Here is a 16,896-nt window from a genome sequence, read left to right as displayed (position 1 = left end):
CTGATTCTTCATCACATACCACTGCTTATTGCTTCCTGAATTATAATTTTCCAAATTTGAAAGTAGCTGTAGCTCCAAAAGAGATATCCTCATTCATACGTCTTTCACTGCCATTAATGATAATGGTAGGGCGGTAATTGGCCACATTGTTGATATAAAAAGAGAGTGAAAGTCCATTCTGGAGCTCCTTGGTCAGACGCAGGTGGAAATTGTGATATATAGGTGTACGACTATCCCTATTTTTTTCTTTAGTAACTCTATGTAGTGCCTGATATTGATTATTAGTACGTTCCGATGGAGGAATTTCTGTATATTCCAAGCGATCATTGAGATACCCCAAGGGATAAATATCCTTAATGGAGGCAAAAGCATTGCTAAAGGTAAATTGTTCAATAGTTAGGGAGGCGAGCAGTCCCAAGAAAGATAGGTGGTAAGAGGTGGTAAGTCGTAGGCTGAGCTTATCAGCACGATTGATGTCTCTGGGATAAAAGATATATTTATGCTCGGTATCTGCTACATTGGCATTGGCTTCACGATTGGGCAAAGTACTATCGGACTCAGAGTATACATAGCTACCAGAGAGTGTAAATTGGGTATTGAGCGCCTCAATTTTGTTGAAGTGCATCATCAGTTCCACCCCTATATCCTTGCTTCGTTTGGTGTTCCCTGTCGTCTGGTATTCTAAGACAATATCCTTATATCCTGTAATGGTATAGGAAGGAGGGAGTGTGGGGTTTGGATTGTTAGTAAAGCTCAGCTCAGGAATAGGATAAAGTCCTAAGTGAGGGGTGTTCTCAAAGTTGTCAAAATTATGATTGAGGAAGCCTGTAAGGTTCATACGAACGAAAGGAAGATTGAAGTCCGCTCCTACTTCATATTTCCAAGCTTTGGCAGGCAAGAGAGACACCTCGGGGCGCTCAACTACATGTGTCTGTATATAGTTCACTGCATAGTCGCGTGTACGCAAGTCCTTGACCAAGACGTCAAAAAAGACATTGCCAGGAAAGCGATTCACCAGAGAAGGAGCTTTGGTAGAGAGCCCCACGCCTGCACGAAACTTCACAGAAGGGGAGAGGACAAAAGCGGTATTGATACGCGGGCTAAGAGAGGAAAACCCATTTTGGTTTTCATAGCGAAGCCCTATATTGGCCAGTAGAGACTGACGGTCATTGAAGGTATAAGAGATATTGTCCTGTAAGTAAAAGTGAAAGAGCTTATTGGCAATTACATATCTATTGAAATTCAGTGGGCGTACTCCCTGTTGACTGTCCCCACTTCTGTTGGGCATAAGAGAGGTCATAATAGAGGCCGAGTTCGAATCAAAGACCTTTCCCTCACCAATGTTGTCACTATAAGTGAATCCTGTTCCCCCAGAGAGCGAGTGGCGGAAATAACCATGTGAGAGTGTCTTGGAAGCACTCACAGATGCAGAGATGTTGAGAGGTTCACCTATAGTACGTTCGATCGACATATAGGAGACGGGGGTATAGACTCCTTGGTGAAAGGAAGTGCGATCTGCTAAAGGAACAACATTGCCAATACCATTAACATAGGATTCTTTGGAAGAATCTGTTTTTGTATAAGATATACTTACCGAACCACTCAGCAGATCTATCCAAGAGTTATCTATCTGCCAAGAGACACGATTGCTTAGTGAGTAGCTATATTCCTTCTTGGTAGAACCATTGCGAAAAGCTTCGTCCAATTCTTGATACTGCTTACTGCCATCTAAGTTTCTGCTTGTTGAGAGTGTTAGGGTATTTTTTAGCTTTTGAGAAGCATTGAAAGTACTCCATATACCTGTGGCAGAGAGCCGGTTGAAGGACATTAGATCGTTGCGAGGGTCACTATTGGAGTTGAGGTAATCCAAGGAAAGGCTCAGGCTTCCCCATTTTTGAGGTAGCTTAAAACCCTTTTGTACATTAATCGTATTTCCACCTCCTACCATAGAAGCCGAGAGCTGCAAGGGAGAGACTCCCGCTTTGCGCTCTATAATGATAAGCCCCGAGGTAGCATTGCCATACTTAGCATCGGCAATACCACTGATCACTTCTACCTTCTCTATATTAGCCGCGGGAATGGTACGTAGGTCAATAGAACTATTCATATGAGAGAAAGCTGCAGTATTACTTCCACCTATACGAGTATAGCCATAGGATTGCATATTTTCATCATTGGATATATACATATCGTCTATGATGAAGCCCACCCCAAAAGCGTTGTTAAGCGAAGAAAGTGCAGAACGCAGTTGAATACTTTTAGGGGCTGTCAGGTCGATATTCTTGATCGCCTGTCCTGGAAGCTGTTGGAGTACATCGGAGAGGGAAAGCGATTGGAACTGAGAGATCGCATATTTGTCCAAGGTAATGGCTGAGCTGGTTTTGTCCTTAACCTTATCAGCAGTAACCACAACTTCCTTAAGGGAGAGCGTCTCTTCCTTGAGAGTGATGGTTATAGAAGTATCTTTTCCTTTGAGTGCTTTCTTTTCCATGCCCAAAAGCTGAATATCAAGATCATATTCTTCTAAAAAAGGGAGGGAAAACTGTCCCTTTTCATTGGTGATAGCCCATTTTTTGGTATTTTTATCTATGATACTCACGCCTAATAATGGTGTTTTATTTTCATCTTGTACCACTCCAGAGAGCAGTTGTTGCTGACTGTAACTCCAAGAGAAGAAGAAAAAAAGAACTATTGCAAAACACTTCATATAGAAAAATTTCAGGCTGCAAAGATATTATTTGTATTTGGTCTAATTTGTATATTTAACATTTCTTTAAATAATAGAGGAAAGCTCACTTGTCCTATGAAAGATAGAGGGCGGAAGGTTATGCGACCCTATAGTAAAAAAAATAATCATTAATCATTAAAAATTAATCATTATTTCGTAATTTTGCAGGCGATAAAAAACAAAGACCATGAAAAAAATTCAGATGGTAGACTTGCAAGGGCAATATGAACCCTTGAAAGCACAAATACAAGCATCCTTTGCAGAAGTATTGGATTCCGCTGCCTTTATCAACGGTCCTCAAGTACAAGCATTCCAGAAGGAATTGGAAACTTATTTGCAGGTGAAGCATGTGATTCCTTGTGCTAATGGTACGGATGCTCTCCAGATAGCCATGATGGGCTTAGGCCTAAAAAGAGGCGATGAAGTAATCACTGCTGATTTTACTTTTGCGGCTACAGTGGAGGTGATAGCCCTATTGGGACTTACCCCTGTTCTGGTAGATGTGGATAAAGATACCTTTAATATAAATATAGAAGCAATTCGCAAAGCTATTACTCCTAAGACCAAGGCGATCGTACCAGTACACCTATATGGTCGTCCGGCCAATATGGAAGCTATCATGCAGATAGCCAAGGAGTACAACCTCTATGTCATAGAAGACAATGCACAAGCCATAGGGGCTGATTTCACTTGGAGTGATGGACGCAAACAGAAAGTAGGGACTATAGGACATGTAGGGGCTACCAGCTTTTTCCCTTCCAAGAACTTAGGTTGTTATGGAGATGGGGGAGCTATCTTTACCAATGATGATCAGTTGGCACATATCCTACGAGGTATAGTCAATCATGGGATGTACATACGCTATCATCACGATGTAGTAGGGGTGAATTCTCGCTTGGACTCTCTACAAGCCTGTGTGCTTCGTGCCAAATTACCACACTTGGATAGCTATAACCAAAAGAGAAGAGAAGCCGCTCGTCTCTATACCGAGGGGTTGCAAGGCAATCCAAATATCATCACCCCAGAGATTCCTCAGGGAGATACCTCGCATGTATTTCACCAATATACCATACGCATATTAGGCGGTAAGCGAGATGCCTTGGCCGAACACCTCACAAAGCATGGAGTACCCTTTGGTATCTACTACCCGATACCTTTGCACAAGCAGAAAGCCTATGAGGATAGTCGCTATCGTGAAGCGGATTTTCCTGCTACCAATGAGCTGGTACAGGAAGTTATCTCCTTGCCTATGCACACAGAATTGGACAAAGAACAAATAAATTTTATCACAAAATTGATAACAGATTTTGTGTAAAATAAAAAAATACGTAACTTTGCACGATTCTAAGGTTTTAGTAGCTAACTGTTGATCATAAACCATTAGTCATTAAAAGATTGATATAAAATAAATACAATGAGAACAATACAATTCAGAGAAGCTGTTTGCGAAGCAATGAGTGAAGAAATGCGTCGTGATCCTTCTATTTATCTCATGGGAGAGGAAGTAGCAGAATATAATGGAGCATACAAGGCTTCCAAGGGGATGTTGGACGAATTTGGTCCTAAGCGAATCATAGATACCCCTATTGCAGAGAGTGGGTTTTCAGGAATCGGAGTAGGGTCAGCCATGAATGGATGCCGTCCTATCATAGAGTTTATGACCTTTAACTTCTCTTTGGTCGCAATGGATCAGATTATTTCCAATGCAGCCAAGATGCGCCAAATGTCTGGAGGACAGATTAATATTCCTATCGTATTTCGTGGTCCTACCGCTTCTGCAGGACAGTTGGGAGCTACCCACTCACAAGCTTTCGAAAACTGGTTTGCGAACTGTCCAGGGCTCAAAGTAGTGGTGCCTTCTACTCCTTATGATGCTAAGGGATTGCTCAAATCAGCTATCCGTGATAACGATCCTGTGATCTTCATGGAGTCAGAACAAATGTATGGCGACAAGGGAGAAGTGCCAGAAGAAGAATACACTATTCCACTTGGTGTAGCCGATATCAAGCGAGAAGGAAAAGATGTGACTATTGTTTCTTTTGGTAAGATTATCAAAGAAGCCTTCATAGCAGCAGAGGAATTGGCTAAAGAAGGAATAGAATGTGAAATCATAGATATTCGTACAGTTCGCCCTATGGACTGGGAAACTATCTTCGCTTCTGTGAAAAAGACTAACCGCTTGGTGATTCTCGAAGAAGCATGGCCATTTGGCTCTGTATCTTCAGAAATTACTTACCAAGTACAAGAACATATCTTCGATTATTTGGATGCTCCTATCCAACGTATCACTACCGCTGATACTCCAGCACCTTATTCACCAGCCTTGTTACAAGAATGGTTGCCTAATGCACAGGATGTAATCAAAGCTGTGAAGAAAGTGATGTACAAATAAGCAGAAATGTCTATTTTATAATTCATAAAGAAAGACTATCCTCTTTAGAGGATAGTCTTTTGATTTTTATAGATTTGTAGCGATTCTCTTGGTAAGGGAGCATTGCTTTAGATACTTCGCTTATGCAAAAAAAGGTATCTTTATAAAAATACCACAAATAGCCCTTGTATATCTACATAAAAAAACCCTTCCCTAAAAGGGGAAGAGTTCCTATAACATTCTTATAAAAAAACCTCTTGTTTTATTTTGTTTCGGTTTGAGCTTCTTTAGGAGTTTCGTCGATAAGGACTTGACCACGGTAGTACAACTTACCTTCGAACCAGTGAGCGCGGTGGTATAGGTGGAACTCACCTGTAGTTACATCTTTAGCTATTTGAGGAACTACAGCTTTATCATGAGTTCTTCTTTTGTCTCTGCGTGTAGAGGATTGTCTTCGTTTGGGATGTGCCATTTTCTTATTTTTTTATTTGTTCAACAATTTTCTTAATTCGTTCCATCGAGGATCTATTTGGGAATCATCTTCAGCCTCGTCAAGCTCTTTTGGACTGAGTGCCTCAAGAGTTTCCATGGCTTGTGCAAAACTCTGTGTATTAGGATTCACACGCTTTGCAGGCACTGATAGTACCAGTATTTCATAGATATATTGAGCCACATTGAGAGTGTGTTCTCCCTGAGGGAGAATAAGCAGCTCTTCATTATCATCATTATATTCTTCCCCAAACTTGACAACCAAGTGAGACTGAGCCTGAGTGGGGAGATCAAAAGGTTCATCAGTGATATCACAATTGACATTGATAGTGCCTTGAGCGGAAAAATCCAACTCTAAGAGTGTACTTTTCTTCTGTAAGTGCACCTGTACTAAGTGATTAACACTATTGAACTCCTGATAATCAAAGAGCTCAAAAAAATGATTATCTACTTGATACTCAAAGAGATGTTCGCCATCTTTTAATCCTGCAAAGTGAATATCATACGCTTTTAGATCGCGTTTTTTATCTTTCATTCTAATATGCAGTTTGAGGGTGCAAATATAGGAATTTTTTTAATTACACAAAAATATTTGTAGATAAATTTCTACAAATAAAAAAGATGGTAATTAGAGGTTGTTTCTTTTACTATGTTTTCCGTACGTTCTTTGTCGGTATCACTCAGGAAAACCTGTCCAAAGGGTGGACGAGTAACCAAGGAAATCAGCTGTGCGACACGCTTGGAATCCAGTTTGTCGAAAATATCGTCCAATAGAAGAATAGGAGTGGTATTTGTCTGCTTATACAAACAATGGAACTGAGCTAATTTCAGTGCGATAAGGAATGATTTCTGTTGGCCTTGGCTGGCGAACTTCTTGACCAATTGTCCATTGATATCCAAGAGGAGGTCATCCTTATGGATTCCTATAGTGGTGTATTGAGCGGCACTATCCTGAGGGAAACTCTCCTTAAGAAGGTTCTTGAAATCCTGTCCAAGCAAGCGGCTCTCATAGCGGATGCTTACCTCTTCTTTCCCTTGGGAGAGGTGTGTATACTGTTCCTGGAAGATAGGTAGGAAAGACTCAAGAAAAGCCAAGCGCACCTGAAAGATCTTGTTCCCATATAGTGAAAGCTGGTCATCATAGATATCAAGTGTATCAGGATCAAGGTATTGCCTCTCATGAAAGGACTTGAGTAGGGTATTGCGCTGGGCTAAGACTTTGTTGTACCTAAGTAATGTGTCGAGGTAGCTCGGATATAGCTGGCTTAGGAGTCCATCCAAGAATTTGCGACGTGCCTCACTTCCTTCATGAATAAGGTCACGATCCGAGGGCGAGATAATCACTATAGGAAAGGCGCCTATATGATCGGCGAGTTTCTCATAAAGCTTGCCATTGCGTTTGAGGATTTTTTTTTGACCTTTTTTTACACTACAAACGACCGTCTCCTCCCGTCCCTCTTTTTCGAAATTTCCCTCAATAAGATAGAAGTCTTCCCCTAAGCGAATATTCATCAAAGTAGACGAAGAGAAGTAGCTTTTGGTCATTCCTAAGTGGTAAATAGCGTCCAAAGAATTCGTTTTTCCCACTCCATTGTCACCAATTAGGCAATTGAGAGAGGGAGAAAAAGAAAAGTCTCGGCTTTCTATATTCTTGAAATTCAATATGTAAAGTCGTTTTAGGAACATCTAAAAAGGGGCTTGAAAAAACTCGCGCAAATTATAAAAAAATATTGAGAAAAACACCCTTTATTACAAATAAAAATTTTATTTTTGCAAAATCTTTTTAAAGCAAAAAATTTATGTCAGTTTACAAGAAGAATAACTATCGTCCTGGGCGACAAACAAAGAAAGAAAGAGAACAAGAAGAGCCAACCAAAGAGCTCACCAGCGAGCAATTATCACATGAGAGTACCACTGCAGAAGTGTTTCAGACATTGGATGAGAAAGCAGGAAAGACTGAGGCATGGGTGCAGAGAAATCAGCGTTCTATTCTCTTGACGGTGGTAGCTGTCGTAGTGGTAGGTTTGGGATATATGTTATATAAACAATTTGTATCCACTCCACGTGAGACTGAGGCCTCAGAAAAACTATCTTTTGCCCTTACTGTATTTGATGAAGCTCTCAATGCTCCTACAACAGCACAGCGCGATTCTCTATTTACTCTTTCTCTCAATGGGGATAAGAGTCATGGAGGATTTCTGCAAGTGATTAAGGATTATTCTTCCAGCAAAGCAGCCAATGTAGCCTATTACTCAGCAGGAATGGCCTATCTACAATTGAACAAATACAAGGAAGCGGTAACCCACTTGGACAAATTCTCTTCAGAGGATCCTATCCTAAGTGCTTTGGCTTTAGGGAATATAGGAGATGCTTTTGTAGCCCTTAAGCAACCTAAAGAAGCGATGGATTATTACAAAAAAGCTATTGATAAGAGTGATAACACTCTTACAGCTCCCATATATATGAACAAAGCAGCTCTTGTAGCAGAAGAGCAAAAGAACTATAAAGAGGCTTTGGAGTACTTGGAGAAAATCAAAAACGACTATCCTAAATCTCAAGAAGCTACTTCAGTAGATATGCAAATCAGCCGTGTAAAAACCCTTATGAACCAATAATATGGCAACAGAGAACAAGAATCTATCTACTTACGATAAGGATTCTCTGCCATCGGTTGTGGGTAAGAGTGTAGGGATTATCACCTCTCAATGGAATGGGCAGATTACCAATAATATGCGTAAGGGAGCGGTGGATACCCTCTTGGATTGTGGTTTCTCCCCAGAGAATATCATAGAGTGGAGTGTGCCAGGGGCTTTTGAGCTGGTTAATGGCGCTAAGCGTATGATAGAGGAGGCTGTGGATGCCGTAATCGTCATAGGTTGTGTAATACAGGGAGAGACTAAGCACTTTGACTTTGTCTGCCAAGGAGTTACCTATGGAATAGCCCACCTGAATGCCATCCAAGATATTCCTGTAATCTTCTGTGTGCTTACCGATAATACTCTCCAACAATCCATAGATAGGAGCGGAGGCAAGCATGGAAACAAAGGAATAGAAGCAGCAATCACAGCGATACAAATGATTGATTTGTAGGGGATAACTTATATATACAGCACAAAACTGCTCTACGTGAAAAACACGTGAGCAGTTTTTTTGTTAAAAATAGATAGTTTTTCCTTTTTGCCAAAGAAAATGTTGTATCTTTGCCCTCAATAAAACATCCCCCAATTCTGACATTACTTTATTACTAAAAAATAAAAAAATGGCAATTATAATAACAGACGACTGTATCAATTGTGGGGCTTGCGAACCTGAATGTCCTAACAATGCTATTTATGAAGGCGCCGATGATTGGCGCTATAGTGATGGCACCAAGCTCCGTGGGAATATCATTTTGCCCAGTGGAAAGCATGCCAATGCCGATGAGGTACAAAAGCCTATCAGTGATGACTATTACTATATAGTCCCCGACAAATGTACTGAGTGTGTAGGTTTCCATGAGGAACCACAATGTGCTGCTGTGTGCCCTGTGGATTGTTGTATTCCAGATGAGAATTGTAAGGAGACCCAGGAGCAGCTTATGCAAAAGCATGATTTCATGCACAATGGGGAATAAAAAAGCACAAGCCTATGATAACACATCTACAAGGACGCTTAGTAGAGAAGACACCCACCTACCTTGTTATAGACTGTAATGGGGTAGGCTATTGGGTGAATATCTCATTGCATACATTTTCACAATTGTCTGATACACAGCAGTTGAAGATATATACCTACTTGCAAATAAAGGAAGATGCACATACGCTTTTTGGATTTTTTGATAAGTTCGAGCGGGAGATTTTTTCGCTACTTATCTCTGTATCAGGTGTAGGGGCCAATACTGCCCGAGTGATGCTTTCCTCGCTATCTCCGGCACAGCTTCAGAGTGCGATCGTCAATTCAGACGTACGTACTATACAGTCAGTCAAGGGGATAGGTGCTAAGACAGCGCAACGAATCATATTGGATCTGAAGGAAAAGATGGTTAAGCTCACAGGCGATAATGCCTCTTTGGTAGCGGCATCACAAAGCCCATCAAACAAAGAAGAAGCGCTGGCTGCTTTAGAAGTTTTGGGCTATCCAAGGAAAGCGGCCGAAGCCGTAGTCAATAAAATCCTTACCCAATCAGGACAAGAATTCTCTGTAGAACAGCTTATCAAACAAGCATTAAAACAATTATAAACAAAGATGAACGGGAAATTAGTCATACAGTTGTTTTTCTTTTTTTTGCTCACACCTACTCTTACCCTTAGGGCACAGCAGGATACCCCCCAGGAAAAAGTCAAGGATACCGTTAGGACAAGTACCTCGCTGAGGCGTTTGTTGCTAAAAGATTCAGACAGAATCTCTCGAAAGTATAAGTATAATGCCGCTTTGGACAAGTATGTATATACCGAAAAGGTAGGGACATATGATATCTCTACCCCTATGTTCCTCACTCCCAAGGAGTATGAGAACTTGGTGCTTCGTGAGCGTATGGGCTTGTATTTCAGAGAGAAGAATGCAGCTATGCAGCCTGCTACTAATCCCCAATCGGCCAACACACAGCGAGATTTGCTTCCAGAGTTCTATGTAAAGTCAGAGCTCTTTGAGTCCATCTTTGGTGGGAACAATATAGATATCATCCCACAGGGAAATGTTGCTTTTGACCTTGGGATACGCTATAATAAGAATGACAACCCGTCCATCAGTCCTGAATACAGAAGTTCTTATGGGCTTGACTTTGATCAGAGGATTAGCTTAGGGATACAAGGGAAGATAGGGACACGCCTATCACTGAGCGCTATGTATGATACCCAAGCGACTTTTGATTTTCAGAATGTTTTTAAGCTGGAATACACCCCCAATGAAGACGATATTGTGCGTAAGGTAGAGCTGGGGAACGTGAGCCTACCACTGAATAGCTCCTTGATTACAGGTGCCCAAAGCCTTTTTGGGGTCAAGACAGAACTTCAGTTCGGTCGTACCCGAGTAACGGGTGTCTTCTCCGAACAACGCTCTCAGTCCCAAACCGTCACTGCTCAAGGGGGAGGTACTCTACAAGACTTTGAGATACGTGCCCTGGATTATGACGAAAACCGCAACTACTTCCTCTCTCAATTCTTCAGAGACCAATACGATCGCGCCCTTGAGAACTATCCCTATATACGTAGTAAAGTGCAAATCGTGCGTGTGGAAGTGTGGGCAACCAATCGCTCCAACCGTACTGCCAACATTCGTAATATAGTAGCCCTACAGGACTTAGGAGAAGCCAAAGCGGAGAATACCCGTATAGCAGGCAATGCCCCTGTGGGCTTCTTCCGTGGATCCATAGGAGATCGACCTACCAATGAGGCCAATATGTACGATCCTACTCGTATGGATTCTCCCCAGTCTGTATTGACAAAAAATATCCGAGATGTCGCCACTATTCGTTCTGGGTTCGGCTCTATGTCTTCCTTGGTCAATGAAGGATTTGACTATGCCGTATTGGAAAATGCCCAAAAACTCGAAGAAGGACGAGACTTCAAGGTGAATAAGCAATTAGGATATATCTCCCTGAGCCAGCGACTTAATAACGATGAAGTCTTGGCAGTGGCTTACCAATATACCTACGAAGGAAATGTATACCAAGTAGGAGAGTTTGCCAATGATGGGATATCTGCAACCACCAATGCTTATATAGCAGGGCAAAACAAAATCACTAATAACTGTTTGGTACTCAAGATGCTCAAGAGTAACCGCTTGGTAGTGGGAGACCCTATCTGGAACCTGATGATGAAGAACGTATATTCTCTCAATACCGCACAGATCAACCCCGAGAACTTCCGCCTAAATATCTTCTACAATGACCCTTCGCCAGTGAACTATATTTCTCCTGTAGATGAAACCACTTGGAATAGGGAACTGACCCGCAAGATCCTTCTTCAACTCTTCAATTTTGACCGACTCAATGCCTATAACGACCCTCAGGATGGGGGAGATGGTTTCTTTGACTTTGTCGAAGGAATCACTATAGACCCTGAATATGGGAAGATTATTTTTACCAAGGTAGAGCCTTTTGGGAAGTATCTCTATGATAAGCTCGGAGGCGGGAATCGATATCAGGATCCTACCGCCTACCAATCTACCTCAACGGCATGGAATGCCAACCAGAAGAAATACGTATTCCGTTCGCTCTATACAGACATCAAGGCAAAAGCCTTGGAGGATGCTGAGAAGAACAAATTCACCCTCAAGGGGCGCTACAAGTCCAAAGGAAGCCGAGGTATTTCCTTGGGAGCCTACAATGTACCACGCGGTTCGGTGCGTGTAACTGTAGGAGGGCGTATCCTACAGGAAGGGATAGACTATGTAGTGAATTACCAACAAGGAACCGTACAGATCATAGACCCAACGATAGAGAACTCCAATATGCCAATACAGGTATCTGTGGAGAATAACTTAATATTTGGTGGGCAAAGCCGCCGCTTTATGGGGGTGAATATAGAGCATAAGTTCAATGATAAGTTCATCATAGGTGGATCGCTTATCAATATGCGAGAGCGCCCTTATACTCAGAAAGCTAATTATGGGCAAGAGCCAGTGAACAATACCATTTTTGGATTTGGAGGAACCTATTCCACAGAGTTGCCTTTCCTTACCCGCTTGCTCAACAAGGTACCTTCCTTGCAGAGCGATGTGCCTTCGAATATCTCCGTAAGAGGAGAGGTAGCTTTCTTGCGCCCCAGTGCTCCTAAGAGTACCGATTTCGATGGAGAATCTACCGCTTATCTCGACGACTTCGAGGGAGCGCAAACTACCGTAGATATACGCGGCTTCAGAGCTTGGTCAATGGCCAGTACTCCGTTGCGTTTTGGTCAGGGAGCCTACCCTAACCAAACCCTCTATGGTACTGCCCCTGATGATCCAGAGAACTTAAAGAATGGCTATGGTCGTGCCAAATTGGCTTGGTATACTATAGATCCTGTATTCTATACCAATAATAAGCCTAGTGATGTCAGTGCTACTGAAATATCCAAAAACAGTACCCGCCGTATCTATGTCAAAGAAATATTCCCAGAACGAGAATTAGCACAGGGAGATCTTTTGGTACAGAATACCTTAGACCTAGCTTATTATCCATCGGCTAAAGGTCCTTACAATAACAACCCTACAGCCATGGCCTCTGTAGCTGCTACCGACAAATGGGGAGGTATTATGCGAGGGGTTTCAGCAACGAATTTTGAGGAAAACAATATAGAATATATACAATTCTGGGTATTAGATCCTTATACCTCGGGCGAATTTACCCCTTCAATATCAGGCGAATTGGTCTTTGACTTAGGAAATATTTCTGAGGATATCCTCAAGGATGGTAGGAAGCAATATGAAAACGGATTACCAGGACTTTCTATACAGTCACCCACTTATGCAACCACTTGGGGGAAAACTCCAGTGGCACAGTCGCTCCTCTATGCTTTTGATAGTAATACAGAAAATAGAGCTTTGCAAGATATTGGTTTAGATGGTCTTACTGATGCACAGGAGAGAGCTATCTATGCCAATAATATAACAGAGTTCCCTAATGACCCAGCTATGGACAACTATGAGTATTACCTCTCTCGTAGTGGAGGAATCCTCAGTCGATACTATAATTATAATGGTACCCAAGGGAATTCCCCTGTAGCTGGGAATAGTCAGGCAGCCTCACTCACCCCTGATGTAGAGGATATTAATAAGGACAATACCATGAGTACTGTGGATAGCTATTACGAATACCGTGTTCCTATCCGAGGCAATGTACAACGTACCGATCGCTATGTGAGCGATATCCGAGAGGTATATGCTGAGACCCCAAGTGGACAACCTATTTTAGCCCGTTGGATTCAGTATAAGATACCTGTAAAGGATGCCAATCGAAGAGAATATGGTGGTGGGGGAGACCTCCGCTCGGTAACTCACATCCGTATGTACCTTACTGGCTTCTCTTCCGATGTAGTTTTGCGCTTTGGTACTTTGGATCTGGTACGAGGTGACTGGCGACACTATACCAAGTCTCTCAAGGATGATCTTTCAGCTCCTGGCACAGGTACCCACACCGAGATTGGTTCGGTCAGCCTTATCGAGAACGAAACTCGCCAGCCTATCCCATATCGTATGCCACCAGGAGTATACAGAGAGCAGATCAATCAGAATAATACAATAGTTAGCCAAAATGAGCAATCCCTCTCCTATACCGTATGTGACCTTAATACAGGAGATGCACGCGGGGTGTATAAAAACCTCAATGCCGACCTAAGGCAGTACAAGCGTATCAAGATGTTTGTTCATGCTGAGCGCTATAAGAACCAACCTCTTGCCGATGGAGAGATGGTCGCCTTTGTGCGCTTAGGGTCAGATCTTTCAGAGAACTTCTATCAGGTAGAGCTACCCCTACAGGTAACCCCTGCAGGAGCTTACTTAGCCGATGCTATATGGCCTACTCAGAACCGATTCGATATTCCTATGGATGCTCTCACCCAGATCAAAGCAAAGGGAATCAATAGCGGCAACTTGGCCAACCTTACCTATTATGATGCAGCACTGAACCTGATTTCTTCGCCAAGTACTACCCCACATGTAGCTGGGCAGAACCGCTATGCTATCAAGGGAAATCCGTCTTTGGCTGATATACAAGTGATTATGGTAGGGATCAAGAATGCTACTTCCAATCAAGTATGTGGAGAAGTGTGGTTCAACGAATTGCGCATGGCAGAGCTTGAGAACAAAGGAGGCTGGGCAGGGATAGCTGCCGTAGACCTCAATGCCGCTGACTTCATGGAGATGTCCGTAACAGGTAAGATAAGTACTGTAGGCTTTGGTACGGTAGAACAGAAACCTAATGAACGTAGCCGCAAAGAACTCAGACAGCTTGATGCTATGATGAATATCAATGCAGGAAAGCTCTTCCCTAAAAAATGGAATATGCAAGTGCCTATCGGGCTAAACCGTTCATCCTCAGTAGCTACGCCAGAATATGACCCTCAGTATGAGGATATTAAGCTCAAAGATCGCATCAATGCTGCACAGACTCAAGAGCAGAAAGACCTTATCAAGCGCCAAGCAGAGGACTATACCCTAAGAAGAGGAATCTCCCTGATAGGAGTCAAGAAGAATTTAGGGGAAGAGCAGAAAGCCAAATTCTATAGTATAGAGAACTTTACGGTGAACTATGCTTATAATGAAATGGATCACCATGATTTTGAGATAGAAAACCAAAGGGAACAGAATGTGCGCACAGGGGTACTCTATGCCCATGCCTTCGAACAGGTGAAATGGACTCCTTTCAAAACCAATCAGAAGGTTAATACCAATAAATATCTCAAATGGTTATCGGAAGTGAATTTCAACCTATTGCCTAACAATATCTATATAGGACCTACCATCACACGAACTTTTGCCCGTCAGCAGTTTAGAGAGGTGTATCCTTTGGGAGTGAATCCGAACAATCAGGTGCCCCTACCAGAGTTGCAACAACGTAACTACCTTTTTGATTGGCAATATGGTCTGAACTACTCACTGACCAAGTCGCTCAAGCTAAGCTATGATGTGACCAATAGCAATATTGTTCGCAACTATTATACTTGGGAGAATGGACAGCGCCAAACGAACAAAGAGCTCACCTTGTGGAATGACTTCTGGAATCCAGGAACTCCAAACCACTTCATGTCGGCCTTCAAGCTCAACTACGAATTGCCTTTGGATAAGTTGCCTTACCTCTCCTTTGTCAAGGCATCGTATTCCTATACAGGAGATTTCGATTGGCAACGAGGTTCCGATGCTCTTATGGAAGTAGCAGGACATCAGATCAATAAAGTGCAGAATGCCAATACCCATAATTTCACTGCCAATATGACCTTCGATCGCTTCTATACCACTTTAGGAGTGAAGAACAAGGGATTAGGACAGAAAACAACGTTGAAGGATCATCTCTTGCGCTTTGCAACTATGATCAAGCGTGTAGGGGTAAGCTATACCGAGACCAATGGTACCATGCTACCAGGGTATCTACCACAAGTAGGCTTCTTTGGTACCTCCAAACCTTCCTTGCCTTTTGCCTTTGGCTGGCAGGATGATATTCGCTATGAGGCAGGGCGTCATGGTTGGCTGACCAATTTTGCTGATTTCAATGATCAGTTTGTTCGCTCTACCAATAAGACCCTTAATATTACCGCTGGATTGCAACCTGCCTATGACCTACAGATAGACCTGAAAGCCGATCGAGAGTATATAGATAACTTCACAGAGACCTTCAATGCTATCAATGGTTATTACAATCCGCTGATAGGCAATACCACAGGTAACTTTGTGATTTCGGACAATATGATTCTTACGGCCTTTACACCATCGGATGAGTATAGTTCCAAGACCTTCCAGACTTTCAAGGAGAATAGGCTTACCATAGCCAATCGATTGGCCAGACAGCGAGGTATTGACCTTTCGAATCCGAACAATATAGATGCTGATGGTTTCCCTAAGGGGTATGGTAAGAATAGTCAAGCGGTACTGATGCCTGCCTTCTATGCCGCTTATACAGGGCGTAGTGCCGAGGGGGTTTCTTTGGGTGCTTTCCGCAGTATTCCTATTCCTGCATGGACAGTACGCTATTCGGGACTGATGCGATTGGAGTTTATCAAGCACAATTTCCGCCGCTTCTCCCTCACCCATGGCTATCGTTCAAGCTATGCACTAAGTGATTTCCGTACCAACTTGGAGTATTACCAGAACCCAGATCAGTTAGATCAAGGGGGTAATTTCCGCAGCGAGAAACTCTTCACCAATGTGAACTTGGTAGAGCAGTTCTCTCCACTGATACGTATAGATACCGAGCTACAGAACTCGCTAAGTATTATGGGAGAAATACGCCGTGATAGGACTATCTCTATTAGCTTAGACAACAACTACCTCACTGAACTTATGCGCCGTGAATATCGTATAGGATTGGGTTACCGCTTTAAGGATATTAGCTTCGCTTCCCGCTTCAATGGGCGTGATGTGATTATCAAAAGTGACCTGAACCTCAAGGCAGATATAGCCTTACGTAGTGACTATACGGTGATTCGCAATATGGAATTGGACGATAATCAGGTAACCAATGGGCAGACTTCCTGGCTGGCACGCTTTACAGCGGATTATGCTTTCTCCAAGAACCTATCGGGAATCTTCTATTTCGATTATTCTTTCTCGAAATATGCTATTTCGACCTCTTATCCGATGACGACCATTCGTTCAGGAATTACCATACGATATACATTTAATTAATAATCAATAA

11 protein-coding genes are annotated in these 16,896 nt (G+C 42.5%); 7 read left to right on the top strand and 4 right to left on the bottom strand.

Going from position 1 to position 16,896, the window contains the following annotated elements; all coding sequences use genetic code 11:
• Nucleotides 1–40: 40 nt before the first annotated feature.
• Nucleotides 41–2,707, bottom strand: coding sequence for a TonB-dependent receptor (locus CAPGI0001_RS10690; RefSeq protein ID WP_002670006.1), 2,667 nt, complete (start codon nucleotides 2,705–2,707; stop codon nucleotides 41–43).
• A 208-nt stretch (nucleotides 2,708–2,915) separates the two neighbouring features.
• On the opposite strand from CAPGI0001_RS10690, the gene CAPGI0001_RS10685 reads away from it, so the two are divergent.
• Nucleotides 2,916–4,043: a DegT/DnrJ/EryC1/StrS family aminotransferase gene (locus CAPGI0001_RS10685; RefSeq protein ID WP_002670021.1), complete on the top strand. Its 1,128-nt coding sequence runs from the start codon at nucleotides 2,916–2,918 to the stop codon at nucleotides 4,041–4,043.
• Nucleotides 4,044–4,142: 99 nt separating this feature from the next.
• A complete protein-coding gene (locus tag CAPGI0001_RS10680; RefSeq protein WP_002670086.1) occupies nucleotides 4,143–5,120 on the top strand; it encodes a pyruvate dehydrogenase complex E1 component subunit beta in 978 nt (325 codons plus the stop codon).
• Between the two features lie 241 nt (nucleotides 5,121–5,361).
• On the opposite strand, the gene rpmF is transcribed toward CAPGI0001_RS10680, so the two are convergent.
• The 3 genes from rpmF to recF all read right to left on the bottom strand — a co-directional run bounded on the left by rpmF (nucleotide 5,362) and on the right by recF (nucleotide 7,274).
• Nucleotides 5,362–5,571: a 50S ribosomal protein L32 gene (rpmF, locus tag CAPGI0001_RS10675; RefSeq protein ID WP_002670042.1), complete on the bottom strand. Its 210-nt coding sequence runs from the start codon at nucleotides 5,569–5,571 to the stop codon at nucleotides 5,362–5,364.
• A 12-nt stretch (nucleotides 5,572–5,583) separates the two neighbouring features.
• Nucleotides 5,584–6,123 (bottom strand): YceD family protein, encoded by a 540-nt coding sequence (locus tag CAPGI0001_RS10670; protein WP_002670040.1) that lies wholly within the window; start codon nucleotides 6,121–6,123, stop codon nucleotides 5,584–5,586.
• A gap of 71 nt (nucleotides 6,124–6,194) precedes the next feature.
• The gene (recF, locus tag CAPGI0001_RS10665; RefSeq protein ID WP_002670036.1) at nucleotides 6,195–7,274 is read right to left on the bottom strand and encodes a DNA replication/repair protein RecF; all 1,080 of its coding nucleotides are present in this window, start codon (nucleotides 7,272–7,274) and stop codon (nucleotides 6,195–6,197) included.
• A gap of 113 nt (nucleotides 7,275–7,387) precedes the next feature.
• On the opposite strand from recF, the gene CAPGI0001_RS10660 reads away from it, so the two are divergent.
• The 5 genes from CAPGI0001_RS10660 to sov all read left to right on the top strand — a co-directional run bounded on the left by CAPGI0001_RS10660 (nucleotide 7,388) and on the right by sov (nucleotide 16,886).
• Entirely contained in the window at nucleotides 7,388–8,203 is an 816-nt protein-coding gene (locus CAPGI0001_RS10660) for a tetratricopeptide repeat protein (protein WP_002670014.1), read from the top strand.
• 1 nt (nucleotide 8,204) lies between these two features.
• Entirely contained in the window at nucleotides 8,205–8,678 is a 474-nt protein-coding gene (gene ribH, locus CAPGI0001_RS10655; RefSeq protein WP_002670030.1) for a 6,7-dimethyl-8-ribityllumazine synthase, read from the top strand.
• Between the two features lie 169 nt (nucleotides 8,679–8,847).
• Nucleotides 8,848–9,201: a 4Fe-4S dicluster domain-containing protein gene (locus tag CAPGI0001_RS10650; RefSeq protein ID WP_002670062.1), complete on the top strand. Its 354-nt coding sequence runs from the start codon at nucleotides 8,848–8,850 to the stop codon at nucleotides 9,199–9,201.
• A gap of 14 nt (nucleotides 9,202–9,215) precedes the next feature.
• Nucleotides 9,216–9,806: a Holliday junction branch migration protein RuvA gene (gene ruvA / locus CAPGI0001_RS10645; protein WP_002670087.1), complete on the top strand. Its 591-nt coding sequence runs from the start codon at nucleotides 9,216–9,218 to the stop codon at nucleotides 9,804–9,806.
• A gap of 6 nt (nucleotides 9,807–9,812) precedes the next feature.
• Nucleotides 9,813–16,886 carry a T9SS outer membrane translocon Sov/SprA gene (gene sov / locus CAPGI0001_RS10640; RefSeq protein ID WP_002670001.1) on the top strand — a complete coding sequence of 2,358 codons (7,074 nt, stop codon included), beginning with the start codon at nucleotides 9,813–9,815 and terminating at the stop codon, nucleotides 16,884–16,886.
• The last annotated feature ends 10 nt before the right edge of the window (nucleotides 16,887–16,896 follow it).

It is taken from the genome of Capnocytophaga gingivalis ATCC 33624 (genome assembly GCF_000174755.1).
Classification (GTDB): domain Bacteria; phylum Bacteroidota; class Bacteroidia; order Flavobacteriales; family Flavobacteriaceae; genus Capnocytophaga; species Capnocytophaga gingivalis.
The sequence above is the reverse complement of the archived record's forward strand: the minus strand, read 5'-3'. Positions and strand labels throughout refer to the sequence as shown.

Coding starts and splice junctions, on each gene's coding strand:
- CAPGI0001_RS10690 (WP_002670006.1), bottom strand. CDS start 2,707: ATGAAGTGTTTTGCAATAGTTCTTTTTTTCTTCTTCTCTTGGAGTTAC.
- CAPGI0001_RS10685 (WP_002670021.1), top strand. CDS start 2,916: ATGAAAAAAATTCAGATGGTAGACTTGCAAGGGCAATATGAACCCTTG.
- CAPGI0001_RS10680 (WP_002670086.1), top strand. CDS start 4,143: ATGAGAACAATACAATTCAGAGAAGCTGTTTGCGAAGCAATGAGTGAA.
- rpmF (WP_002670042.1), bottom strand. CDS start 5,571: ATGGCACATCCCAAACGAAGACAATCCTCTACACGCAGAGACAAAAGA.
- CAPGI0001_RS10670 (WP_002670040.1), bottom strand. CDS start 6,123: ATGAAAGATAAAAAACGCGATCTAAAAGCGTATGATATTCACTTTGCA.
- recF (WP_002670036.1), bottom strand. CDS start 7,274: ATGTTCCTAAAACGACTTTACATATTGAATTTCAAGAATATAGAAAGC.
- CAPGI0001_RS10660 (WP_002670014.1), top strand. CDS start 7,388: ATGTCAGTTTACAAGAAGAATAACTATCGTCCTGGGCGACAAACAAAG.
- ribH (WP_002670030.1), top strand. CDS start 8,205: ATGGCAACAGAGAACAAGAATCTATCTACTTACGATAAGGATTCTCTG.
- CAPGI0001_RS10650 (WP_002670062.1), top strand. CDS start 8,848: ATGGCAATTATAATAACAGACGACTGTATCAATTGTGGGGCTTGCGAA.
- ruvA (WP_002670087.1), top strand. CDS start 9,216: ATGATAACACATCTACAAGGACGCTTAGTAGAGAAGACACCCACCTAC.
- sov (WP_002670001.1), top strand. CDS start 9,813: ATGAACGGGAAATTAGTCATACAGTTGTTTTTCTTTTTTTTGCTCACA.